The organism is Acinetobacter lwoffii, assembly GCF_019343495.1.
Classification (GTDB): domain Bacteria; phylum Pseudomonadota; class Gammaproteobacteria; order Pseudomonadales; family Moraxellaceae; genus Acinetobacter; species Acinetobacter lwoffii_P.
Genome location: NZ_CP072549.1, coordinates 2,584,276 through 2,609,316 on the forward strand (window position 1 = coordinate 2,584,276; position 25,041 = coordinate 2,609,316).

Consider the following 25,041-nt stretch of genomic DNA (forward strand, 5'->3'; position numbering starts at 1 on the left):
ACCCGAAGGTGGTTTTTGTACATGTCTAAACTGGCTTAGAGAAAGCTAGGCAAACCTTTGGCTGGATCGGTTTCACGTGCTGCTTGGGCATCTGCTACAGTCATACCTAGGGCCTTAGCAACGCCTTGCCCATAAGCTGGATCGCAAGCATAACAGTTGCGGATGTGACGGTATTTGATGAAATCTAGCGCATCACCCATTGCTCCGGCCGTGTTATTAAACAGTGCCTGTTTCTGCTGATCATTCATCAGGTTGAACAGGGCACGGGGCTGACTGAAGTAGTCATTGTCATCTTCGCGGAAGTCCCAGAAATCGGCATCACCGGTGATTTTCAGTGGCGGTTCTCTGAATTCCGGTTGTTCCTGCCACTGGCTAAAACTGTTCGGCTCGTAATGTGGCAATGAACCATAGTTGCCATCCATACGGCCCTGACCATCACGGCGGTTCGAATGTACAGGACAGCGTGCAGCATTGACCGGAACCTGTGAATGATTCACGCCAACACGGTAACGCGCTGCATCGGCATAGTTCACTAAACGTGCCTGTAACATACGGTCCGGTGAGTAGCTGATGCCCGGTACAAGATTACTTGGTGCAAAGGCTGCTTGTTCTACATCCTGGAAATAGTTTTCCGGATTGCGGTTCAGCTCGAATTCACCGACTTCAATCAGTGGATAATCGCCTTTCGGCCAGACTTTGGTCAGGTCAAATGGATGATAAGGCACTGTTTCGGCTTCCAGTTCTGGCATGACCTGAACGTACATTTTCCATTTTGGATAGTCACCACGTTCGATGGCATCAAACAGGTCGGTCTGGCTGCTTTCACGGTCTTTAGCAATCAAGTCTGCAGCTTCAGCATCGGTCAGGTTTTGAATACCTTGCTGGGTACGCATATGGAATTTTACCCAGAAGCGTTCATTCTTGGCATTGATAAAGCTGAAGGTATGGCTGCCAAAACCATGCATATGACGGTAACCAGTCGGGATCCCGCGGTCGGACATGACAATGGTCACTTGATGCAAAGCTTCAGGCAACAGTGTCCAGAAATCCCAGTTATTGGTGGCGCTGCGCTTGTTGGTTTTCGGGTCGCGTTTGACTGCTTTATTCAGGTCAGGGAACTTGCGCGCATCCCGCAGGAAAAACACCGGGGTGTTATTGCCGACCAGATCCCAGTTGCCTTCTTCAGTATAGAATTTTAAGGCAAAACCGCGAATATCGCGTTCCGCATCGGCCGCACCACGTTCACCCGCCACTGTTGAGAAACGGGCAAACATTTCGGTTTTTTTGCCGACTTCAGAGAAAATTTTAGCGCGGCTATATTGGGTAATATCATTGGTCACGGTAAAGGTACCGAAAGCACCTGAACCTTTGGCATGCATACGACGCTCTGGAATCACTTCACGGACAAAGTTGGCCAGTTTTTCATTCAGCCATAAATCCTGAGCAAGCAAAGGTCCACGCGCACCTGCCGTCATACTGTTCTGGTTGTCGACCACAGGGGCACCAGCTTCAGTGGTCAGGTGGGTGACAGGGCATTTTTTAAAATCTTGGCTCATCTTTCCTCTCCAAGTTTTGAATATCTTATGTCGTTTACCTAGTATTCATAAAATATTGAGATATATGCTAATCAGATCAGGTTTCGCTATATTTACAATATCTTTAAATAAAGGGTGTTACAGCACAAAACGGAATTCAGGGTATAATTGAGTGAGCTCACTCAAAAAATATTTTTAAATTTAATAAAGTTTAAAATGTTGAAAATTAAATGGTTACTCTTAAAAAGTAACGGGTTTTCCACTCTGTGACAATATCAAATTCTATATATTTTGAATAACTCGAATAATGAATGGGATTAAACGAAAATAACAATATCTAAGTCGATAATATGTTTTTATCAAAGGATAAAAATAATAAGTGAATAGTATTGTTTAAAATAAATTTTATAACTGATTTATTTTAAACATTTTTTTAATCGAGTTTTGTTGGGCTGAAGAAACCCATAAAAATAATGAATGAAATAAGGGTGTTTTCTGGCTATAACTCCCATTTTTGCATATAGAAAATCTTGGCTAAATGGGCTTTATTTTTGAAAAAGCATTGGCAAATATGCTTGAAAATTAGTCAGTCGGCCCTATAATTATCTCACTCCTTCCTCCAAATTATATAGAGAGCAAGATGGCCAAGAAAAAAACAGCCGAGCAGGTAGTAATCCACAATTTTGTGGCAAAACACATGCATGAAGTCAACAAAAGCCAGGTTTTTGTAGATCGAAAGAAAAATTCAAAACGTGGCTACAACAAGCACAGACAAGGGCGATATTCCATGGAAGATCGCCCTTTTTTAATGGCCGCTTAAGGTCTGTAAGGTGGCTGGGGACGACGTGGGGGCTGCTTAGGATTAGTTTTAACTGGAGAGAGCGGGGCGACAGGTCGGTTGTTACGAGTTTGCGAATATTGATTTGGATGCCGGGATGATGTTGTCGATTCATCCGCGATTAAGTCATTAAAGAATTTATTGAGTTTGCTTTGCACTGGTGCTTTGTGGTGAGGGGAATGAGGCTGTGGTCTGGCCTGCTGAAAACTGGCAAATTGACCTTTTTGTTGGTGATAGAGTCTGGCAGCAATGACGGAGGGGTCATCTCTGCCTAAACGCCGCCGTTGCGATGCCGAAATTTCAATGCCCAATAATGGAGTCATTTTAGGCCGATCGGCATAGCTCATTGCTCGATTGCTGGCAGGGCGTATATAAGATGAACCGGAATTATGAGCTTCTTTGCGGGCAGCCAAGGCCGGTGCAAGAATGACCACATAGAACACCGCAACAATCATGAACAGGATGACCAGAAATTCCATAACCACCTCTACCACTGTCGAGGGACTGGAAAAAGTCCCGTATTAGGCACTCACCATACGTGATGCAGATTTCACCATATCCCCTAAACCATGGGTTCTGAAATAATATTCTAACCAGCTTTTTACCATGAGCGGATTGTCCATTTTTAACACATGTGCCAGCAATTCTTGTGCATCACTCATCGGAACATGACAAATGGTTTTACGTACCCGCAAAATATTACTGGAACTCATCGACAGGGTATTAAAGCCCATGGCCATGAGCAAAACTGCAGACAGCGGATCGCCTGCCATTTCACCGCAGATACTGACCGGTTTTTCATTGCGATGACAGTCCTGTACCAGACGGGTCAGGGCACGCAGTACTGCAGGGTGTAAATGTGAATAGACATTCGCTACCCGCGGATTATTGCGGTCCACGGCCAACAGATATTGGGTCAGATCGTTGGAGCCGACCGAGAAGAAATCCACCAATTCGGAAAACTCATCAATCTGATGTAGCACACTTGGCACTTCCACCATGATGCCGAGTTTCGGCTTGTTCACCTTGACTTGTTCTTCTTCCTGAATCGCCGCATGGTCACGTTCCAGTAGGTAAAGCGCTTCTTCAACCTCGCTGACATTGGTCACCATCGGCAGCAGAATATGCAGGTTATTCAGTCCGATACTGGCTTTGAGCATGGCGCGAATCTGTGAAGAAAAAATTTCCGGATGATCGAGGGTAAAACGAATGCCACGCCAGCCGAGAGCCGAATTTTCTTCTTCAATCGAGAAATACGGCAGGTCTTTGTCTGCACCAATGTCCAGCGTTCGCATCACTACCGGTTTGTTGGCAAAATGACTAAGTTGCTGACGATAAATCGCACGTTGTTCTTCCTCGCCCGGGAAGCGGTCACGCAACATAAACGGAATTTCAGAACGGTATAAGCCAACACCTTTGGCACCGCGCTGCACGCCACGCACCACATCAATCATCAGGCCGGTATTGACGTAGAGTTTGACCGCCACGCCGTCCGGAGTAATTGCATCTTTGGTTTCGTACTGACGCAAATCTTTGGCAATCTGTTCTTCTTCTTTTTGAATTTCTTTATAGCGACTGCGCAGGCGACGTGGCGGATTAATAAAGACCCGACCCTGATGCGCATCGACAATCATCTCCACATCATCGAGGGTATTGATTGGCAGTTCGGTTACACCGACTACGGTGGGAATGCCAAGGGCACGCGCCACGATCACCATATGCGAGTTCATGGCGCCTTCGGTAGTGACAATCGCGGCAATTTTATCCACGGGCAGTTCAACCAGTGCAGCCGTCGATATTTCCTCACCAATCAGAATACTTTCATCGGTCAATTCACGGTGACTGGCATCGGCTTCCTGTAAACGTGCCAGAATGCGGCGACCCAGATCTTTTAAGTCCGCCACTCGCTCACGTAAATAATCATCTTCCATCTGGGAAAATTGTGCCACATGATTGTCAATGACAATTCGCACGGCGCCTTGTGCCCAGTGACCTTCACGAATAAAGGCCTTGATTTCTGAAGGCAGGGCATTTTCATCCAGCATACGCAAAAACACGCTAAACAGTGCGCGTTCCTCGGCCATCAACGCATCCTGCATTTTGTCATCTAGCGACTGAATTTCTTCGCGGACTGAATTCAGGGCGTTATCTAATAGCTCCAGTTCTTCGCTAATGTCATCCGCTTCACGGTCAGGGACTGCGGCAAGATCTGCTGGCGGATAGAGAATCACTGCACGACCTAAGGCAATACCACCGGAGCCAGAAACTCCCTGAAAGGTTTTATAGGCGGGCAGGTTGCTTGGCTTACGGAATACATCGATATTGCCGACGGCATGGGCATGGGCGATGACGCCAGAAAGCTGCGCACAGAGTGTCACCAGAAAGGATTCAGCAGCTTCAGAAAAGTCCTGTGATTCTTTGTTCTGAACCACCAGCACACCCATCACCTTACGGCGATACATCACTGGCACACCGAGGAAGGAGTTATAAATTTCCTCACCGGTTTCAGGTAAAAACAGGAAGCGCTCGTGTTTAGGGGCATTGTCCAGATTGACAATTTCCTCACGCTGTCCAACCAGGCCCACCAGACCTTCGCCGGTCTGCAAAGACACATGGCCGACAGATTCTGCATTCAGGCCTTTAGACGCCATGAGCAGATAACGCTGATTGCGTTCATCGAGGAGGTAGATCGAGCAGACATCAACCTGCATGGCCTCGGCCACATGCTTGACCATAATGTCGAGTGATTCATGCAAACTGGTGGACGCATTGATCTCCTGAACAATACGTCTCAAGGTGTCCAGTTGCATATTCGACATAAGGTCTGCTCCGTCTATTCAGAATTTCAGTAATGAAGTTTATTTATAACAATAGCCGCGTAAAAAATCTGCATTATTTATGCGATTTTTTAAGGTTTTTGCTGGGGCAGTTGCTGACACAACTCCACCAAGGCTTTGCGGTAAACATCACGTTTGAAATTCACGACTTGACCGAGTGGGTACCAATAACTGACCCATTGCCATTGATCAAATTCGGGCGGATCAGACAGATTCAACTGAATATGCTGAACGGGGGCCGTGAGTTTGAGTAAAAACCACTTTTGTTTTTGACCGATACAAACAGGATCAGAGTCCGTACGAATGTATCGATGCGGCAAACGATAGCGCAACCAGCCTTTGGTTTGCGCGACTATCTGGACGTGTTCGGGCAATAAGCCAACTTCTTCTCTCAGCTCACGATAGAGTGCCTGCTCAGGGGTTTCTCCATATTGGATCCCGCCTTGTGGAAATTGCCATGCATTATGACCAATGCGTTTTGCCCATAAAACCTGTCCAGCATCGTTTGCCAAAATGATCCCGACATTCGGTCGGAAACCTTCAGAGTCGATCATTTGGCTACCTAAAAATTGTTTAATTTATGCCTTTGCCATCGGGGAGCATTATTTCGTTATCCAACTCGAAAAAAGCAAAGTTTAAAAATGTTAAAATTGCTATGATCTTAACGAATTTCTATCGACTAGCGGAGATAGATTTACAATTTTTTTCTTAAATTTCAGTTTTAACGAGTATTTTCATGAAATTGGCGCTATTTGATCTCGATCACACCTTGTTAAACACGGATTCGGATCATTCTTGGGGAGAGTTTTTGGTCAGTGAGGGCCTGGTCGATCCAGTTCAGCATCGCGCCATGAATGACAAGTTCTATGACGATTATAAAAAAGGTCAGCTGGATCCTTATGCCTATAATGAATTTGTGTTCCAGTTTCTGACCAAACATGACAATGATTATTTGACTGAATTACATCAACTGTTCATGCAAAAAGTCATTCGTCCACAAATGCGTCCTGAAGGTTTTAAAGCCATTGAGCGCCACCGTGAAGCAGGGCATGCCTTAGTGGGGATTACCGCAACTTCAGACTTTATTACCGCACCCATTTTTCGTGAATTCGGAATTACTGAAATTATTGCCACCAATGCTGAAGTCATTGATGGGAAATATACTGGTAAAGTCATCAATACCGCATGCTATCAGCAAGGGAAGCTGGTGCGCCTGGAACAATGGCTGGAAGGTCGCGATGTAACCGAGTCTTGGGCCTATTCAGATTCGATTAATGACCGTTTCTTGCTGGAATATGCGGATCATGCGATTGCAGTGAATCCGGATGATCGCTTGGAAACTCTAGCTCAAGAACAGGGTTGGGAAATACAGGACTGGTCGATCTAATCACTCCGAACTCATTAATGTGATTATTAAGCACAACTCCGGTTGTGCTTTTTATTTGCCTCGTTTGAATATTAATGTTTTTTCACAGTCCGGCTGAATCAGACATGCTATGCTCGAAAAACAGGACATGATAACAATAGTAAATTCTGAGGTATGAGATATGACTCACGTTCGACCGCGTATGACACATCTGTTCCAACAGCTTGGCCTGGATGCCAGTGCAGAAGGTATTGAAACATTTATTCACGAGCATCAATTACATAAAGATCTGACTTTACTGGATGCGCCGTATTGGTCAGAGGCACAACGTCAATTTTTAAGCGAGAAAATAGCGTCTGATGGCGAATGGGCGATTGTGGTGGATCAACTCAATGAATCCTTGCATGAAAATTCAACCAGTGAAGGATAAGATATAAAGCCAATCGTATGATTGGCTTTTTTTAGGCCATCACCTTACCTTTAGCGAACACGTTTCCAGATCGTGACTTGTGACAGCGTGTGTTGATACTTTCTGGCCGTTTCTCGAATCACAAAAGGCACATCTTGGGGTTCGGCCACCAATTCAAAGTGCTGGGTTAAGATATTGCTTATACCAGCCAAGGTCGTGATGTTTTCCCCATCCTCCTGAAAACCGCCTAGCCACTCACTACGTGCCGTATGTTCTTCCAGCCAGGTATAGGGCGAACTCAGCATTAAAATTCCACCTATATTGATACGTTTATGAATCTGCAATAAAAAGTCTTTCGGATGATGCAGCCGGTCAATCAGATTCGCTGCCAGAATAAAATCATAGCCGCTAAAATGTGCTTTCAGGTTGCAGGCATCGGCCTGAAAAAATTCCGTTTTAGATGCAAGCTGATCCAAAGCGACATCTTCAAGTGAACAGCTTTTTTCTTCGCTTAATTCACCTTCTAGTGGCAGCTGATAACGTACCCTATGGCCTTGAGCCAAATAAACTGCTTGCTGGATAAAGCGTGCCGAAAAGTCCAAACCGGTTACCTGATCAAAAGAGCGTGCCAGTTCAAAGCTGGCGCGGCCGGTAGCACAGCCAATATCTAAGGCACGATGGCACGGCGTTTGCTGAAAATAGGGTTGTGCCAGATCGACCAGTGTTTTGGCAAAATTAGCGATACCAAAATATTCGATACCATACTGGAATTCCAGATATTGGGAGACCAGCTGGTCGCTTTCATAATGCGAAGGGAAATGTTGCAATGCTTGATCAGAAGCGACGTAGCGAAAACCAGCGTGCTGAAAGAAATGCCGTCTGAAGGCGTAGCGGGAACTATATAAAGCTTCATTGCCCGCCGAAATCCAGGAGCCACCTTTCATCAGGTTATGGCGACCGTCAAAGGTCGGTGTACTGAAATCATCATAAAATGGATGCACCTGAAAACCCTGAAATGGATAGATCGGGGTTTCAGTCCACTGCCAGACATTGCCTTGAATATCGTAAAAATCACTCTGCTTGAAATGATCCACCGGACAGGAGCTGGTGCCGTATTTCAACTCGATATTGGCCTGTTCAGGACTTTGTAAATCTGGATCCAGGTCTGAAACGGCATACAGGCGATACCATTCATCTTCAGTCGGCAAGCGAATGGTTTTTCCAAGCTGTTGCGATTTCCACTGACAAAAGGCCTTGGCTTCATGATAATTCACTTCTACCGGCCAATCCCAAGGCATCGGCACTTCTTCCAGCATCAGTCGCAGTGACCAACCCAATTCAGTTTTGCGCCAGAAACAGGGATGAGCAGCTTGTGAAAATTGCAGCCAGCCTAGACCTTCTTCACTCCAGTAGTGTTCGGTCTGATAGCCATCAGCTTCGACAAAGGCCAGAAATTCCTGATTCGATACCAGATATTTGGAGGCTGCAAAAGCTGCAACCTCGGCTTGATGCCGGCCGTATTCATTGTCCCAGCCATAAAATGGATGGTTAAAATCTTTCTGTAAATGCACTTTGCCTTCCGGCACATCCAGCAAAATATTATCCGGGGCCATGCCGGTAATAATATTGGCACGCCATTGCGGATGCTGGCGTATATGTTCCAAAGCATGCTGGCGGATCAGCACAGAAGAAGTTTCCAGATGGATCCGTTCATGTTCGATGCCCATGATGATGGTCCACCAAGGGTTTTGCCAGTTTAAGGGTAGAGTTAGCGGAGCATGTTCAAGGATGTTCAGGATCAGGGCGCGTACCTGATGCCGATAATCACGGACTTCCTGCACACTGGGCCAGTCATAATGTACTTCGTCCAGGTCATCCCAGCTCATCTCGTCCACACCGATTGCAAAGATACTTTCAAAATGCGGATTTAAGCGTTCGCTAATTAGCTTGCTGAGCAGTAGTTTATTGACAAAAAAAGTGGCGGTATGCGCAAAATAAAAAATTAGCGGATGACGTAAAGTAATTGGTTTGATGAAAAAAGCATCTTCATGCTTGAGGCATTCAAACAGTTGCTCATAGGTGTCAAAGGTATTCAGGAAATATTCGCGCAGGCCGTGCCGGGCAGTCTGTTCATTGGCAAAATCAAGTGCCGGCGTGGGCAGCAGCATCGGTTTGGCCGAAAGCCATAGGCTGCTTGTATTGGTTTTGTCTTGAGGGTGGGATTTTAGGGGAGAATCGAGCTGCATCCGTCAGGCTCCATCGAATAGTTTAAGCATTCCTCTGCACTGCAAAAGAATGGAATTGTCTTAAAAATACTCGAAAGATATCGCCAGATGGGGTGTATTTAGGTAACAAAATGCTGCACCGTTTTGGATGCAGCATGTTCAGGAACAGCTTAAATAGACAGCGAGGCGCCTTGCATGAGCTGAACCAAAGCCTGTGCCGCTTTGGACTGCGTACGACCCGGATGCCAGACCATGCCCAAGCGACGGTTCATTTCCAGATTAATATCTAGTTGGTGAAGGTCATGATTGACCAAAGTTTTTGGCAGTACCGACCAGCCTAAGCCAATCGATACCAGCATCCGGATTGATTCCAGCGGATTATTGCTCATACTGACTTTCGGTTTAATACCCTGTTTTTCAAATTCGGCCAAAGTAATTTGCGAGGTATAGGTCTGTGATGAGGGCAACAGGCTTGGATAGTCGAGCAAATCTTCCAGACACAGATTTTTTTGCTGCGCCAGCGGATGAAACGGTGCCACCACAAAGACTAGAGGATCATTCCAGATAGTCACATAATTCAGACGCGCATCACCCCGTGGCGGCAAGGTTAAAAATGCCAGTTCCAGATCGCCGGCAATCACTTGTTCATGCGCCTGCTCGGAATCGACAAAATGCACATCCAGAGTCACGTCAGGATATTCCTGAACATAACGGCGCAAATGACTCGGCAGATGATGCAGGCCAATATGATGACTGGTACCAATTTTCAGTTTGCCCTGTACCTGACCTTGTTCATGGCTCAAGGTATAATGAATATCCCCGAGTTCATTCAGCCAGTTTTTCACTTTAGGCAACAGAGAGTGCGCCGCGTGGGTGGCCTGTACACCACGTCCGGCAGATTCAAACAGCTTGACCCCAAAATATTCTTCCAGACTGTGAATACGTTTGGTGACAGCAGGCTGGGTAATGAAGAGCTGATCTGCGGCCAGAGAAATCGAACCGGTTTCCATGACTTTCACGAAGGCTTCAAAGGCTGCGAGATTCATCTTAATCACCTATAAAGAATTTTTATGTGTAAATCTATTATTGTTATATTTTAAGAATAAATCAAAGTAAAATTAGCTCATCTATGTTGCAGTGCTGAATTACTATACATTTTCAAAGCCTTGGCATTTTAAAAACTAAAAAAGACCACCTATAAAGGCAGTCTTTCATCAGGAACCTCGACTGAAGAGTTTAGACGGTAATGTCCTCATTCTGCTGTTGGTTATTACGCTCCCAGATTTTTTCATGGAAGAAGAAAGCCACTGCCTGTACCGTTGGCTCTAATAAACTTAAGGCAATGGCCATGGTCAAACTGCCGGTTACCAAGTAACCCACAATCATCGCCACAGTAATGTGCATAATGTAGTAGCTGAAGGTCTTTTTGAACATGCGCTGGTTGTTGTCTACAAAGCGCTGAATATGTGCCATGTCGAAGTTCCTCAAAAATAATCATCTCTGTCGATGAAGAAATAATAATAATTCTCATTTGATTTGTAAAAGCGAATATTTTTTATAACTTAATCGGAAAATTAGATTTATGACAATATAGCTAAAGCATGATTTGATTCAGCTTTTAAAAGATTCCAAAAAGTTTTTTAACTGATAAAAATGATAAATTAGATTTATGTGATTGCAGCGATATAATCAAAATCAGAGAAAGAATTTACCCAGTCCAGTGGAGTACATCGACATGGCAGGCGCAACCCAAACAGCAAAAACATTATATGATAAATTGTGGGACGACCATTTAGTAACGCAACGTGATGATGGTTCTGCCTTACTGTACATCGACCGTCACTTATTACATGAAGTGACTTCTCCACAGGCCTTTGAAGGTTTGCAATTGGCCGGGCGCAAGCCATGGCGTTTAAGCGCTAACATTGCTACACCGGATCATAACGTACCGACCTCGAAAAAAGAGCGTGAGCAGGGCGTAGCCGGAATTGAAGATGAAACCTCGCGCATTCAGGTGCAAACCTTGGATGATAACTGCAAGACCTTTAATATTGTTGAATTTGATATTAACGATATCCGTCAGGGCATCGCGCATGTAGTTGGGCCGGAGCAGGGCTTGACCTTACCGGGCATGACCGTGGTATGTGGTGATTCGCATACAGCAACCCATGGTGCTTTTGGCTGCTTGGCGCATGGGATCGGGACATCCGAAGTTGAACATGTATTGGCGACCCAATGCCTGGTTCAAAAGAAGATGAAAAACATGCTGGTGCGTGTTGATGGCAAATTAGGTCAGGGTGTAACACCAAAAGATGTGGTCTTGGCGATTATTGGCAAGATCGGTACCGCAGGCGGTACTGGTCACGCGATTGAATTTGGCGGTCAGGTCTTCCGTGACATGTCTATCGAAGGTCGTATGACTGTGTGTAATATGGCGATCGAAGCCGGTGCCCGTGTCGGCATGGTGGCTGTCGATGAAAAAACCATTGAGTATGTTAAAGGCCGTCCGTATGCGCCGACTGCAGATCAGTGGGATCAGGCTGTTGCTTACTGGAATACTTTACATTCAGATGATGACGCATACTTTGACACGGTTGTTGTATTGCAAGGTGAAGAAATCGAGCCACAAGTGTCTTGGGGTACTTCCCCTGAGATGGTGATTCCGGTCTCTCAAGCAGTACCGACTTTAGAACAAGCCAAAGATGATGTACAACGCAATGACTGGAACCGTGCTTATCAATATATGGGCTTAAATGCAGGTCAGGCATTAGCAGACATCCAGTTAGATCGTGTATTTATCGGTTCATGTACCAATTCGCGTATTGAAGATATCCGCGCTGCAGCTGAAGTAATCAAAGGTCGTAAAGTCGCATCTTCAATCAAACAGGCGATGGTGGTTCCGGGTTCTGGTCTGGTCAAAGCTCAGGCAGAAGCGGAAGGTCTGGACAAGGTATTTGTCGAGGCGGGCTTCGAGTGGCGTGAACCTGGCTGTTCAATGTGTCTGGCGATGAATGCTGACAAGTTACAACCAGGCGAGCATTGTGCCTCGACTTCGAACCGTAACTTTGAAGGTCGTCAGGGCAATGGCGGTCGTACTCATCTGGTGAGTCCAGCCATGGCAGCCGCTGCTGCGATTGCAGGTCACTTTGTTGATGTTCGTTCATTTTAATTGGTACGTAGGAGCACAGACATGAAAGCTTATACCGTTGAACAAGGTATCGTTGCACCTTTAGACCGTGCCAATGTCGATACAGATTTAATTATTCCAAAACAGTTTTTGAAATCGATCAAACGTACCGGTTTTGGTGACAATTTATTTGATGAATTACGTTATTTAGATGAAGGTTATCCAGGGCAGGACAATTCAGTTCGTCCGATCAATCCGGACTTTGTCTTGAACCAGCCACGTTATCAGGGTGCGTCTATTTTAATTTCACGTGCCAACTTTGGATGTGGTTCTAGCCGTGAACATGCGCCGTGGGCTTTGAGTGAATACGGTTTCCGTACTGTTATTGCGCCAAGCTTTGCCGATATTTTCTTTAATAACTGTTTTAAAAACGGTATGTTGCCCGTGATTTTGGCTGAAGATATTGTTGAGCAGTTATTTAAGGAATGTGCGGCAGATGAAGGTTATCAATTAACCATTGACTTGCAGGCACAAGAAGTTCGCACCCCTGCAGGTGAAAGCTTTAAGTTTGAAGTTGATCCATTTCGCAAGCATTGCCTGTTAAATGGTCTGGATGATATTGGCTTAACTTTGCAGGTGGCGGATGATATTCGTGCCTATGAAGAAAAAACCAAACAATCGCGTCCTTGGGTATTTGCCGAAATTCATGGATAAATCAGTAAAAATTGTCATGGCATCACTGCGATGCCCTTGCTAATATCGGAAGATTATTGAGTTTTTTGATTGGGTAAGACAGACATTATGGCGAATTATTGGAAACAGTGGCTTGCTTTAAGTTCAGTATCGGTGCTGTTGACTGCATGTCAAAGCATCGACACGATGAAACTCAAACATGCCAAAGAAAATACTGAGAGCAAAAGCAATGCCCTGATCTACTGTACAGGGACGCCAGATTGTCAGTTCGAACGCTTCAATCAGACCATTATTGTCAACGCCGACAATGGCCGCATCAGTGATGAGGCGCTGAAGCAGAAACTGGTGCGCTTGCAGGCCAAAAATTTAAATCAGGCCAATTCGATTTATTTATCTGTGCCGGCAGGACAGCATGAACTGGTCGTGCGTTTTTATCCGATCAGTAAGGATAAAGCGGAAACTTTACATATATTCCATCGTTTTCAGGCCAATAACCGCTATAGCTTAAAAATGTTTCGTGACCGTAGTGCGCGTAGCAGCAGTTTATTAAATTCTTCGGCGCCGGATCCGCTTTGCGTAGATCTGGTACAAGAGCAAAAAACCATTCGTCGTTTTTGCAAACCCTATAATGCAGTCACCGGGATTGCAGAGTTTGTAGAAAAGAAAATTTAACCTCTGTCAGGTCTGAATCTGACGTTTTAAACGGAAAATCTCATGTCTAAACAAATTTTGATTTTAGCTGGTGACGGCATCGGCCCTGAAATTGTAAAAGCCGCAGAGCAAGTACTCACACGCGTAAATGAAAAATTTAATCTTGATTTGACATGGGAACAGGGCTTACTCGGTGGTGCAGCCATTGATGCTCATGGTTCACCGTATCCTGAAGTGACTTCTGAACAGGCCAAAAAAGCCGATGCGATTCTACTCGGTGCCGTGGGTGGTCCAAAATGGGATACGATTGAGCGTTCAATCCGTCCAGAACGTGGTTTATTGAAATTGCGTAGCGAACTGAACCTGTTTGCTAACTTGCGCCCAGCGATTCTTTATCCGCAACTGGCTGATGCTTCAAGCTTAAAACCTGAAATCGTGGCGGGTCTGGATATTCTGATTGTGCGTGAATTAACGGGTGGTATTTACTTCGGTCAGCCACGTGGTATCCGTGAACTGGAAAATGGTGAGAAGCAAGGCTACAACACCGACGTTTATTCAGAGTCTGAAATCAAGCGTATCGCCAAAGTCGCTTTTGAAATGGCCAACTTGCGCGGTGGTAAAGTGTGTTCAGTGGATAAAGCTAACGTGCTTGAAGTAACTGAGCTGTGGAAACAGACAGTGACTGCGCTGAAAGATGCCGAATATCCTGAAATTAATTTATCGCACATGTATGTCGACAATGCTGCGATGCAGCTGGTGCGTGCGCCAAAGCAGTTTGACGTGATTGTCACCTCGAATCTGTTCGGTGATATCCTGTCTGATGAAGCTGCGATGTTGACCGGTTCAATCGGCATGTTGCCATCGGCATCTCTGGATGAAAATGGCAAGGGCATGTATGAGCCTTGTCATGGTTCTGCACCAGATATCGCCGGTCAAAACCTGGCAAATCCATTAGCGACGATTCTTTCGGTGGCGATGATGTTGCGTTATACCTTCCGTGAAGAAGCGGCTGCTAAAGCGATTGAAGATGCAGTAGGTCAGGTCTTGGATCAAGGCTTGCGTACGGCAGATATCATGTCTGAAGGCATGCAAAAAGTCGGTACGGTTGAAATGGGTCAAGCAGTCGTTGCTGCATTGAACTAAGCCTGTTTTGATTCAAAAAAACGCAGCCTTGAGCTGCGTTTTTTTATAATAGAAATTTCAAAGCTTAAACCCCTTAACAGGTTCGGCCTGTGGTGCGTACCGCGGTGGCAATATTATCTTTGAGTAAGAAGGTGATTTTACATTGCAATTTGACGTCATAGCCGCCGGCAGGGCTTACTGACACTGGAATCGGTACAGTGCCTGTCCCTGTGGCAGGAAACTGCGCTACAGGCAAAGGAATGGTAATGGGGCGTTGTACCACATAGCTTAATTGTTTTGCGCTGCGTTCAGGCTCACTGATCTGCTGGTAACCTAAACGTTTTAGATCCAGAGTTTGATCGATCAGTTGGCTGCTCTGCCCAATGAACTGTTGTAAATAGGCATCACGCTGCGCAGTTGTTGATGAGGTGGTGCTGCATGCATTAAGCAAACTGAATGCTGTACAGCATACTAAAATCAGTGTGAACTTCATGAGCTGTCCTCACACCAAATAAAATGAGTGTAAGCGCATTCCATGCAAAAATACTGTTGTGATTTGATACACGGTAGAAGTTTAGCGTGGTGAGGTTGATCCCTGATTTAATCCGATACAGGCTTTGAACTCGATGAGTACAGCTCAGCAAGCTCTACCGGTAAAGCGAATCGCCTGAACAATTTCATCTTTCAAGTCAAACCAGATTTGGCATTTCATCTCAATGTTATAACCACCATTTGAGGGCATCGGCATTGGTGCGCCGATCGGAATGCTCTGACTAATATTCGGCGTTCCCATTGGAATATTCATATCCCGAAAAATAGTGTAGCTGAGAAATTCTGTGGTTTGAATCGGTTGCTGGGAGGTCTTGAATCCAATGGCACGAAGATCAAGCTGGCTACGAACCTGTGCGGCAGTTTGACCTACATAAGGTTGTAGAGACTGATGCAGATGCTGATTGCCGCCGGTAGCGCATGCAACGAGAAACAAGCTGGAAAGTAGGGATAAGCATTTCATATTCATTGTTTTTATACATGTTATTTTTAATTCAATGAATAGTCGTGAATTTATAAGGCTGTGTCAAATTATTTTATTGATTGATAAATAATTCAAGTGATAAAAAAGCCACTAAAAGTGGCTTTTGCTTGCGCTAAAACTTAGCGTGCACGATATGTGATACGACCTTTAGTCAAATCATAAGGTGTCATTTCAACCTTCACACTGTCGCCAGTTAAAATACGGATATAGTGTTTACGCATTTTACCAGAGATGTGGGCAATCACTTCGTGACCGTTCTCTAAACGTACACGGAACATAGTATTAGGAAGCGTCTCGGTGACAACGCCTTCGAACTCGATGAGTTCCTCTTTATTGGCCATAGCCTACCTGAATGAATAAATTGGAAAGGCGCAAATTATAGTCAATTTTTTTGCAAAATACAAGACGAAACGGGCGTTAGACTGATCATCTGCCAGTAAAATAGGCGAACTGTCACGATAATTTTTTTAACTAAAAAGACACCTGTTTCTGTTGTCAGTTTGGTCAATCACAGTTAATCTAAAATTAATCTTTTTAAGTATAAATGAAGTACATACAAGGAAGGCTTTTGAGTGAGTCAGCTAACGGATGCATCAGTCGTATTGCGTTTAGGCTATCAGGCGATTCGTCGTGCGGGGTTGCCAACAGAAGAACTTTTGACCAAAGCAGGAGTGGCTTTAAATCAGGTAGAGGCCAATGACCGTACTCCGCTGAGTGCCCAGTATGCCTTTTGGGTGGCGGCAGAGGAAGTCAGCAAGGATCCGGATATTGGATTGCATCTGGGTGAACACTTGCCTCTTTATCGTGGTCAAGTGATTGAACACTTGTTTGTTTCATCTGAAAATTTTGGTGAGGGACTGAAACGTGCTTTGGCTTATCAGCGACTGATCAGTGATGCCTTTGCTGCCAAATTGGTGATTGAAGATGACCGCTGCTATTTAACCAATGGTGAACAGCCTTTTGCTGAGAGTCTGGTCAATCGTCATTTTACTGAATGCGCCATGTCAGGTGTCCTGCGTTTCTTTAAATTTATTACTGAAGGGCGTTTTGAGCCGATTTATATCGATTTTAATTTTTCCAAAGGGGCACTTGATGATGAATACTTCCGGGTTTATGAGTGTCCGGTCAGTCTAGGTCAGAAAGAAACTCGTTTGTATTTCGATCCGACTATCCTGGAATATCCGCTGTGGCAGGCTGAACCTGAGCTGTTGCAGCTGCATGAGCAACTGGCCATTGAAAAGCTACAGGAACTGGCAAGATATGATCTGGTCGGTGAAGTACGTCGTGCAATCGGCTCTACTTTGGAGAGTGGCGAAACCACGCTAGAAACTGTGGCAGCCCAGCTGAACATCACGCCACGCCGTTTGAGAACACAACTGAGTGAGGCACATACCAGCTTTCAGCAGATTCTCTCGGATTATCGCTGTCGTCTGGCCAAGCGTTTGCTGGCGAGTACTAATGAGAGCGTCGAGCGGATTGTCTATCTGACCGGTTTTTCCGAGCCAAGTACCTTCTATCGTGCCTTTAAACGCTGGGCTAATGAAACGCCGGTAGAATATCGGAAACGGAAGCAGCGTTAAAAATCCCTCCTAACCTCCCTTTAAAAAAAGGGAGGAATTCCCCTCCTTTTAGGAGGGGTTAGGGGAGGTAAATATTCTAAAAAATTTAAAAACTATTCCGGCATATTCAGCCAATGTGGCCCTAAGGGTAATTCAGGTAATTCAAACTGCGCCGGATAATCAGCATGAATAAAATACAAACCATCTGCTGGCGCAGTCACACCAGCAGCTTTACGGTCTTCTGCCGCGAAAATATTATCAATATGATCGGCAGCATACATGCCCTGACCAATTTCCAATAAACATCCCATGATATTGCGCACCATATGGTGCAGAAAGCCATCGGCCTGAATATCCAGTACCAGATACTGACCATGCTGAATCAGGCGGCAATGGCTGACATGACGAACGGGCTGATTGGACTGACAGGCTGCGGCGCGGAAGCTTTCAAAGTTATGCGTGCCTTCAAACTTTTTCGCGGCGTATATCATCTGTTCAACATCAAGCGGTGCATAGACATGGGTGACCTGTTTATGCAGCAATGCCGGGCGTACAGGGTGGTTGTAGACCACATAGCGATAGCGGCGCGCCTGTGCCTTAAAACGGGCATGGAAGCTGTGATCCATTTCTTTGATCCACTGGATCGAGATGTCTTTAGGGAGTTGGCTATTGCAGCCCATCAGCCAGCCACGTTCAGAACGCAGGGCATCAGTATCAAAATGTGCCACCATGTTGGTCGCATGTACCCCGGCATCCGTGCGGCCGGCACCATGCAAGAGGATCGGTTGATCGGCAACTTTGCTCAGAACCTTCTCAATGGTTTCCTGTACGCTTGCAACTCCCGGCTGTTGAGTCTGCCATCCCCGATAATGCATCCCACAAAACTCAATTCCCACCGCAAAACGTTGCATAATGACCTCAAAACCTTATTGATCGTACCAATGACGATGCCATTGCTCTACAGTGTCGTATTGTAAATACATTTTTAGGGCTTTTGCATACAGATCCGCATGTCCATAACTTTCATTCAGCAAAATTTTGCAATGATTGACCCATTCGGCAATAGCATAGCGCTGATCCGTCGCACCAAAAGGCACTTGGGTGGTCAAGACGGAAATACAGCCCTGCTCATAGAATTGATCAATGAGTGCAATCATGGCGTCATTGACCGCGAGGTTGCCAGTGCCAAAACCTTGCAGAAATAAAAAATGTGGTGGTCGAGCCAATAGGTTGTTCAGGTTATTCAGCTGCTGGGTCAGATCAACTGGCTGCATCATGATGCTCATGCAGTTGAATTCAGTCGCTTTCGTAATATCTTCAGCTTTGATCTGATAACACGCTTGACTGGTTTGGATTGCAATATTGGCCTCAAGACCGGAAAAGGCATTTAACTCAGTAGTATGCTGTTTCAGTGCAGTTTGCGCATGTAGCAGCTGATGATGGAATGCCAGATAGACCCCAGCGCTACATTCGCTGACGGAATCTAGTGCAAATTTCAGGTTATCTAGGGCATCACTAAATTCACGCTGTTCATTGCCTTGAGCATTCAGCAGCGGATATTGGCTACCGGTCAGTACCACATGCGCCGAGTTTCCAATAAAATGTGCCAGTACTGCACTGGCATAACTCAGCGTATCTGTACCGTGAATAATCACAAAATGCTGGATCTGCCGCGATTGCAATTGCTGAATAAACTGTACCAGTTGCAACCAGTCGGTTGCTGTACAGGCACTACTGTCCTTAATGGCGGGTGCATGATGGCATTCGACGAAATACTGCTCTGCAAGTATCTGTTCGAGCTTTGGAATAAATAAATCAGCAGGCATCGGTGCAAGAGGATCTCCCACGCAGCCGAATGTGCCACCCATATAAATTAATGCAATATTTTTTATCATAAAAAAAGCAGCCAATTATTGACTGCTTTAGTGTAAATCGAAATGCATCAAGATGCGATTTGATTCAGTAATTGCTCTGCGCGTTGCTGTTGTTCAGGAGTATATTCAGCTTCTCGCTCGGCAATGATTTCACGGGCAGCGGCGTAGGCACCGAGTTGAATATATTGCTGGGCAAGATCAAGATTGAGACTTGCTTCATTAACATCCAGTAATTCGGGGAAAGATTGTACGAGTGGATCATGCTGGTCTACGGCTGCCTGAGCTGGCGTAGCAGGGAGATCGAAACTCATCACTGTTGCAGCAGGCGCTTCTGGCGTGGTTTCCAAATGATCTAATTTGAAATCCATGCCTGATAGATTGGTTTGTGGCGCTGATTCTGCCACAGGTGCTGCAGCTGTCAAGCTAGACAGATCAAACTCAGTCGCTGGCACCGCAGTTTTTTCAGCTGCTGGTACAGGTGTGTCAAGTGAGAATGAAAAATCTAGAGGCTTGATTTCCTCAGTCACAGTTGGTGCTGTTTCTACTGGAGCAGATTGTTCCAAATCCAGTTTAAAGTCTAAGACAGGTGCCGTTTCTGTTACTGCTGTAGTTTGAATATCTGTAGATGTACTCTGAAATTCAAAATTTACAGAAGGAGCAGCAGGTATAGGAGCCTCTTCAGCTTTTGGTGTTTCTACTGGGGTAGTCTTTGGTTCAAAATTAAATTCAAGTGGTTGAATATCTGCTACAGGTTCTGCAATAGGGGCCGGCTTGCTTGATTGAAAGTCCTGCTGCAATTGTTCAAATGCTAGTTCATTTGAAGGGACCGGTGCAACCAGATCGGCAAAAGCATCTGAAGTTGAAGTAGCTTCCTGCGCAGAAGAAGTTTTAGGCTGGGCACTTGGGAAATCAATGGTATCTTGTACAGCAGATGAAGATTGTTCGAATTCACGCTGTTTTGCTTCAGCTTGCACCAGAATCTCATCTAAATGCAAAGAACGGATATGGTTGAGCAGCTGTGAAATTGCAAACTCATCTTTTTGTAAGATATGAATATCCAATAACAATAGATAGAGTTCATGCTGGGAATTATCCCGATTCAGTGCCTGGTTAATCTGTGCTTCGGCCGCAAAAAAATTACGTTCTTGAATCAGGCCTTCAATTTTCTTGCGTGTTTCTGCTGATAATGGCGTTGCTGATTTTTTTGTGACCCCGACTGGCTCCACCACCTTGGTTCTTTGTGGGGCAGCTTTTGACGCAGAACCAGGTTTTTTTGCTTTTACCGTTTTAGTTTTTGCTTTATCTGATTCTTGAGCATCTTGTCGTTTTTTAAAGACAATTAATACGATGATCAATATCACTAATGGAATCACATAAATCAGCATGTTTTACCCCTTGGGGATAGAGTAGTTTAAGTTCGCCTATCCCAATAAATCGTCATGTGTAACTTTTTAATTAATTGGCTTCTTATCTGCTTGTTGGGCTTTGAGCTGTTGTTGTAGCTGGGCCAGACGCGCATTTAATAACTGAATTCTGTGATCCTTCTGATTGAGTGCCAATTCTAATTCAGTTACGTTTCTCTGTAATTTAACGGTTTTTTCTCGGGCTGTCATAACTTTTAATGACAATTCCTTTGATGTTTGATTGCGTTCTGTGTTCTGGTTTGCAGAAACTTGCCCGGAATCGCGCTGGTTCTCAGCCACTAGGCTCATTTCTGCCTGATTCAGGCGGTATTTAGTCTTGCCAGTAGGCTTAGACGGTAGCTCGGTTTGCTTTGCCGCAGTGACTTTAATAGGCGCAGGTGTAGGATGAGTCGTATTTAAGTTCAATGCAGCACCCTTGCGTAGACGATCGGCATTTCCTCCGATAAAGGCATGCTCATTGTCTTTTTTGATTTGCTGCATGACTTCGTTGACCGGGCGCTGCTGCTGTTCGGCAATTCGTGAAGCAATCCCCCACAGTGACTCATTGGATTGAACGACATAAGTAGGTGAAGTTTGATTTGAAGCTACTTTGACTGGTTGAGCTTTTGCAGTCACTGGAGCCGGAGTTTTCACCGGATTGGCTGATCCAGTTGATTTTCTGGCTTGCTCCTCAGCAAACTTTTTCACCAATGGATCACTAGAGGCAGTTTGATGATCAGAATGGGACTCTACAGCTTTCTGCACATCTGCTTTATTTGATGCTGATGCGCTTTGATTTGCTGGCATCGTACTAGCTGGTTTGTTTGTAGTCGAAGCTGCTGCAGGAGCAGGCGATGCAAGAGTTGCTTGTGAGGTCTTTACTGAATCTGAAAGCGCCGCTGCAGTTTTATCTGGGGCTTGAGTATCGGGTGCAGTTACAGCCTCGCTTTTCAGTATAGGCGCAATCGCTTGAGCCTGAATCGCTGGACTTGATGTCATTACAGCTGGCACAAATGCAGTTTTAGGAATAGAAGTGTTCGATAATACAGGTGGTGCTGTGCGTTGCAATGCCAATGGCTTTTCTAAAACCGGTGGCTTATTTGAGGCAGCGGAAGCTGCTGTACTGTAATGGCTACTTACGGGTAAGTTGAGTGCAATATCTTTTTCACTGACGACGACAACTGGTGCAAGCGGACGTTCATTCTGTTTGAGACTAGCTTTTAATAAATCGGTTTTAGCTTGTAAGGGTGTACGAATATGTTGCAGCCGTGCGGCATTGCCTTCCTTGATTTTGACAATAATATTCAGCTCGCGCTCTGTCATGGGGCGAGAAGAAGTAATGGTAATAACCCCGGTGCCATTATTGCTGCGCCGAGTAAAAAAGTTCAGATGACCAGGTGGCTGATGCGATGCACCAATTGACATTAAATCTTCAGGTGAAGCCAGACTGACTTCAATCGGCAGATTGATATCAGACTGCCGAAAAGTCATTTCTGCATAGAGTAATTCCCCAGGGGCAGACTGAATCTGAACCGGATCTACATTAATCGCATAAATGTTTTGTGAAGCGACAATGGCTAAAATGGCAAGCTTTAATTTGTTATATACAGTCATCTTAATCGTGAGCTCAGTCATTATCGCATAGCGAAAATTATAGATTAACGGGATGTTTGTTTTTTGTAAAATACTTACGCAATAGTTACATAAAAAAGCCGATCAATAAAGATCGGCTTTTGGCTTTATATCCAAAGGATATTAGGCATTTTTATAATCAATCAGAATACGCAGCATACGGCGTAATGGCTCGGCAGCACCCCAAAGCAACTGGTCACCTACAGTGAATGCACCCAGATATTCTTTACCCATGTTCAGCTTGCGCAGGCGGCCGACTGGAACGCTTAAAGTACCTGTTACAGCAACAGGCGTCAGATCAGTCATCGATGCTTCACGAGTATTTGGAACCACTTTAGACCAGTCATTGGCACGTGCAATGATGTCTTCGATTTCATCCAAAGGTACATCTTTTTTCAATTTCAGGGTTAATGCCTGAGAGTGACAACGCATGGCACCAATACGCACGCAGTGACCATCAATTGGCACGATCTGCTGGTTGCCCAGAATCTTGTTGGTTTCAACCTGACCTTTCCATTCTTCTTTCGACTGGCCGCTTTCCAGTTGCTTGTCGATATAAGGAATGAGTGAACCAGCCAAAGGAACGCCAAAGTTTGCAGACGGGAAGCCTTCACCACGTTGTAATTCAGCAATTCTAGAGTCGATATCCAGAATTGGAGAACGCGGATCATCTAGCAACTCTTTGGTATTGTTATATAAATAACCCATACCATTGATCAGTTCACGCATGTTTTGCGCGCCTGCACCTGAAGCGGCCTGATAGGTCATTGACGTTGCCCATTCCACCAGATTGTTCTGGAACAGACCGCCCAAGCCCATCAGCATCAAGGAAACTGTACAGTTACCACCGACAAAAGTCTTGGTGCCTTTAACCAAACCATCTTTGATCACATGCATGTTGACCGGATCAAGTACGATGATGGCTTCATCATCCATACGTAAGGTTGATGCTGCATCAATCCAGTAACCGTTCCAGCCTTCAGCTTTCAATTTCGGGAAAACTTCAGAGGTATAGTCGCCACCTTGACAGGTAATAATGACATCCATTTGCTTCAGACTGTTAATGTCTGATGCATCCATAAGTGCTGGGGCGGTCTTACCGCCAAATGCCGGCGCTTCACCGCCTGCATTACTGGTAGAGAAATAGAATGGCTCAAAATGAGCAAAATCATTCTCTTCAACCATACGTTGCATAAGGACGGAACCAACCATCCCGCGCCAACCGACCAGACCTACTTTCATGTCACTTTGCCTCGGTGCGTTAAAAAATCAAAAGGGATTCGAGTGTACCAAAAAGGGACTCAACTGCAAGAGCTACACAATCAAAACATCAATATTCTTGAGAGAAATATCTGCTTTATGATACATACAAAATTGATAACGTCATTTTTCTTTTAGAAAAAATAATAACTTAATTAAGAGCGCAGTTTATGATATGGGTTATCCAAATTCTGGCAATCATTGTCATTTGGTTAAGTTTTTGGTCACTGATACCACGCGATGAATGGTGGATTCGGGGTGCGGATTTTCCACGCTTACAAATTCTGGTATTAGGCTTTATCGCCTTTGTGCTGTTCTTGGTTCTGGAGCATCCCTGGACCTGGTTGAATCAGCTGCTTTTTGTCGGGCTGATGGCAGCTTTGGCCTATCAGTTGAAAATGGTATTGCCCTATACCTTTATCTGGAAAAAACAGGTCAAGCAGGTCAAGCAGGATCAGCTGGATCCGCAACGTCAAATTTCCCTGGTCGTTTCCAATGTACTTACTACCAATACCAAATATCATTTACTGATCGAGCAGATCCAGATTCATCAGCCAGATCTGGTTTTGACTCTGGAAACCGATCAAAACTGGCAAAATGCACTCTCGGTGATTGAAGCCGATTATCCTTATCGCGTGCCTGTGCCTTTGGATAACCTGTATGGCATGCATCTATATAGCAAGCTCGAACTGAGAGAAACCGAGGTTAAATTTATTCTGAGTGATGAAATTCCCTCCATTCATACCACGGTGATCTTACGCTCAGGACAACCGGTACAGCTTTACTGTCTGCATCCTAAACCACCTAGCCCGACCGAGGCCAAGGATTCTACCTTGCGTGATGCTGAACTGCTAATTGTCGGTGATCAGATTAAAGATCTGGATGAAAGCTGTATCGTGATGGGCGATCTGAATGACGTGGCCTGGTCACGTACCACACGCCTGTTTCAACGCATTAGTGGACTGCTGGATCCGCGGGTAGGGCGTCATTATGTGAATACTTTTCACGCAGATTATCCTTTTTTTCGCTGGTCGCTGGATCACGTCTTTCACAGTACCGATTTTGCCTTGGTACACATGGAGCGTTTACCGCATGTAGGTTCTGACCATTTTCCGGTCTTTCTGGTTTTGCAAACCGGTCGGGTATTCGAGCATATTCAGGAAGAATTAGAACAAACTGATGAAGATGAGCAGGAAGCACAAAAAGCCATTGAAGAGGGCATTCAGAAAGCAGAGAAAGAGGAAAAAATAGTCACTGATGAAGTTGCTCTGGCATATAAAGAAGGGGGCAAAATCTCTTAGCTTTTTAGAAGAAAAGTGTACGATATTGCTTACAACAGTTTACGCTTCTTGCGAATGGGCAGGGGTTGGGAATCTGGGTATTCTAGGTTTATCAGCACAGGGAGTCGAGAAAGGATATTCTCATAAGGAAGACGAAGCTGAATGAAAACATCATGGATATGATGCTGAAAGGGAAA

The 25,041-nt window shown here is 45.1% G+C and carries 24 protein-coding genes; 9 read left to right on the plus strand and 15 right to left on the minus strand.

Annotation, left to right across the window (positions count from 1 at the left end):
- Positions 1-35 precede the first annotated feature (35 nt).
- Positions 36-1,556 (minus strand): catalase, encoded by a 1,521-nt coding sequence (locus J7649_RS12135; protein WP_219308288.1) that lies wholly within the window; start codon positions 1,554-1,556, stop codon positions 36-38.
- A gap of 619 nt (positions 1,557-2,175) precedes the next feature.
- On the opposite strand from J7649_RS12135, the gene J7649_RS12140 reads away from it, so the two are divergent.
- Positions 2,176-2,355, plus strand: coding sequence for a DUF7230 family protein (locus J7649_RS12140; RefSeq protein ID WP_004278505.1), 180 nt, complete (start codon positions 2,176-2,178; stop codon positions 2,353-2,355).
- Here J7649_RS12140 and J7649_RS12145 read toward each other — a convergent pair.
- From J7649_RS12145 to J7649_RS12155, 3 genes are all read right to left on the minus strand, one after another.
- Positions 2,352-2,852, minus strand: coding sequence for a hypothetical protein (locus tag J7649_RS12145; protein ID WP_219310116.1), 501 nt, complete (start codon positions 2,850-2,852; stop codon positions 2,352-2,354). The two genes, J7649_RS12140 and J7649_RS12145, sit on opposite strands and share 4 nt — an antisense overlap.
- Before the next feature lie 42 nt (positions 2,853-2,894).
- Positions 2,895-5,192 carry a phosphoenolpyruvate--protein phosphotransferase gene (gene ptsP, locus J7649_RS12150; protein WP_219308290.1) on the minus strand — a complete coding sequence of 766 codons (2,298 nt, stop codon included), beginning with the start codon at positions 5,190-5,192 and terminating at the stop codon, positions 2,895-2,897.
- Between the two features lie 89 nt (positions 5,193-5,281).
- Complete coding sequence (locus J7649_RS12155; protein ID WP_004278502.1) at positions 5,282-5,764, minus strand: RNA pyrophosphohydrolase; 483 nt, start codon at positions 5,762-5,764, stop codon at positions 5,282-5,284.
- A gap of 182 nt (positions 5,765-5,946) precedes the next feature.
- On the opposite strand from J7649_RS12155, the gene J7649_RS12160 reads away from it, so the two are divergent.
- Both J7649_RS12160 and J7649_RS12165 read left to right on the plus strand, forming a co-directional pair.
- The gene (locus tag J7649_RS12160) at positions 5,947-6,597 is read left to right on the plus strand and encodes an HAD family hydrolase (RefSeq protein WP_005107974.1); all 651 of its coding nucleotides are present in this window, start codon (positions 5,947-5,949) and stop codon (positions 6,595-6,597) included.
- A 160-nt stretch (positions 6,598-6,757) separates the two neighbouring features.
- Positions 6,758-7,006 (plus strand): DUF2789 family protein, encoded by a 249-nt coding sequence (locus J7649_RS12165; protein ID WP_004278500.1) that lies wholly within the window; start codon positions 6,758-6,760, stop codon positions 7,004-7,006.
- 50 nt (positions 7,007-7,056) lie between these two features.
- On the opposite strand, the gene ovoA is transcribed toward J7649_RS12165, so the two are convergent.
- The 3 genes from ovoA to J7649_RS12180 all read right to left on the minus strand — a co-directional run bounded on the left by ovoA (position 7,057) and on the right by J7649_RS12180 (position 10,683).
- The gene (gene ovoA, locus J7649_RS12170; RefSeq protein WP_219308293.1) at positions 7,057-9,231 is read right to left on the minus strand and encodes a 5-histidylcysteine sulfoxide synthase; all 2,175 of its coding nucleotides are present in this window, start codon (positions 9,229-9,231) and stop codon (positions 7,057-7,059) included.
- A 149-nt stretch (positions 9,232-9,380) separates the two neighbouring features.
- Positions 9,381-10,256, minus strand: coding sequence for a LysR family transcriptional regulator (locus J7649_RS12175; RefSeq protein ID WP_004278498.1), 876 nt, complete (start codon positions 10,254-10,256; stop codon positions 9,381-9,383).
- 190 nt (positions 10,257-10,446) lie between these two features.
- Entirely contained in the window at positions 10,447-10,683 is a 237-nt protein-coding gene (locus J7649_RS12180; protein WP_005107971.1) for a DUF2061 domain-containing protein, read from the minus strand.
- Positions 10,684-10,945: 262 nt separating this feature from the next.
- Between J7649_RS12180 and leuC the strand changes: the two genes are divergently transcribed.
- The 4 genes from leuC (at position 10,946) to leuB (ending at position 14,824) form a co-directional block, all read left to right on the plus strand.
- Positions 10,946-12,379: a 3-isopropylmalate dehydratase large subunit gene (gene leuC, locus J7649_RS12185; protein WP_100534650.1), complete on the plus strand. Its 1,434-nt coding sequence runs from the start codon at positions 10,946-10,948 to the stop codon at positions 12,377-12,379.
- A 21-nt stretch (positions 12,380-12,400) separates the two neighbouring features.
- Positions 12,401-13,051, plus strand: a complete 651-nt coding sequence (gene leuD, locus J7649_RS12190; protein WP_004647382.1) for a 3-isopropylmalate dehydratase small subunit — start codon at positions 12,401-12,403, stop codon at positions 13,049-13,051.
- An 87-nt stretch (positions 13,052-13,138) separates the two neighbouring features.
- Positions 13,139-13,702, plus strand: coding sequence for a hypothetical protein (locus tag J7649_RS12195; protein WP_174894677.1), 564 nt, complete (start codon positions 13,139-13,141; stop codon positions 13,700-13,702).
- Positions 13,703-13,744: 42 nt separating this feature from the next.
- Positions 13,745-14,824, plus strand: a complete 1,080-nt coding sequence (gene leuB, locus J7649_RS12200) for a 3-isopropylmalate dehydrogenase (protein ID WP_004278493.1) — start codon at positions 13,745-13,747, stop codon at positions 14,822-14,824.
- A 73-nt stretch (positions 14,825-14,897) separates the two neighbouring features.
- On the opposite strand, the gene J7649_RS12205 is transcribed toward leuB, so the two are convergent.
- From J7649_RS12205 to infA, 3 genes are all read right to left on the minus strand, one after another.
- Positions 14,898-15,296, minus strand: a complete 399-nt coding sequence (locus J7649_RS12205) for a hypothetical protein (RefSeq protein WP_004278492.1) — start codon at positions 15,294-15,296, stop codon at positions 14,898-14,900.
- Positions 15,297-15,440: 144 nt separating this feature from the next.
- A complete protein-coding gene (locus J7649_RS12210) occupies positions 15,441-15,821 on the minus strand; it encodes a hypothetical protein (protein WP_004278491.1) in 381 nt (126 codons plus the stop codon).
- A gap of 134 nt (positions 15,822-15,955) precedes the next feature.
- The gene (gene infA / locus J7649_RS12215; protein ID WP_001284370.1) at positions 15,956-16,177 is read right to left on the minus strand and encodes a translation initiation factor IF-1; all 222 of its coding nucleotides are present in this window, start codon (positions 16,175-16,177) and stop codon (positions 15,956-15,958) included.
- Positions 16,178-16,408: 231 nt separating this feature from the next.
- Here infA and J7649_RS12220 point away from each other — a divergent pair, with 231 nt between their 5' ends.
- On the plus strand, positions 16,409-17,416 hold the full coding sequence (locus J7649_RS12220) for an AraC family transcriptional regulator (RefSeq protein ID WP_044111842.1): 1,008 nt from the start codon (positions 16,409-16,411) through the stop codon (positions 17,414-17,416).
- Positions 17,417-17,508: 92 nt separating this feature from the next.
- Here the strand turns inward: J7649_RS12220 and truA are convergent, their stop codons facing one another.
- The 5 genes from truA to asd form a co-directional block, all read right to left on the minus strand.
- Positions 17,509-18,306, minus strand: a complete 798-nt coding sequence (gene truA, locus J7649_RS12225) for a tRNA pseudouridine(38-40) synthase TruA (RefSeq protein WP_219308295.1) — start codon at positions 18,304-18,306, stop codon at positions 17,509-17,511.
- A gap of 15 nt (positions 18,307-18,321) precedes the next feature.
- Positions 18,322-19,290, minus strand: a complete 969-nt coding sequence (locus J7649_RS12230; protein WP_129717908.1) for an asparaginase domain-containing protein — start codon at positions 19,288-19,290, stop codon at positions 18,322-18,324.
- Between the two features lie 47 nt (positions 19,291-19,337).
- Positions 19,338-20,654 carry a FimV/HubP family polar landmark protein gene (locus J7649_RS12235; protein WP_219308297.1) on the minus strand — a complete coding sequence of 439 codons (1,317 nt, stop codon included), beginning with the start codon at positions 20,652-20,654 and terminating at the stop codon, positions 19,338-19,340.
- A 66-nt stretch (positions 20,655-20,720) separates the two neighbouring features.
- On the minus strand, positions 20,721-22,307 hold the full coding sequence (locus tag J7649_RS12240) for a FimV/HubP-related protein (protein WP_219308299.1): 1,587 nt from the start codon (positions 22,305-22,307) through the stop codon (positions 20,721-20,723).
- A 120-nt stretch (positions 22,308-22,427) separates the two neighbouring features.
- Positions 22,428-23,546 (minus strand): aspartate-semialdehyde dehydrogenase, encoded by a 1,119-nt coding sequence (asd, locus tag J7649_RS12245; protein WP_004647391.1) that lies wholly within the window; start codon positions 23,544-23,546, stop codon positions 22,428-22,430.
- A 188-nt stretch (positions 23,547-23,734) separates the two neighbouring features.
- Here asd and J7649_RS12250 point away from each other — a divergent pair, with 188 nt between their 5' ends.
- Positions 23,735-24,865 carry an endonuclease/exonuclease/phosphatase family protein gene (locus tag J7649_RS12250; RefSeq protein WP_219308301.1) on the plus strand — a complete coding sequence of 377 codons (1,131 nt, stop codon included), beginning with the start codon at positions 23,735-23,737 and terminating at the stop codon, positions 24,863-24,865.
- The last annotated feature ends 176 nt before the right edge of the window (positions 24,866-25,041 follow it).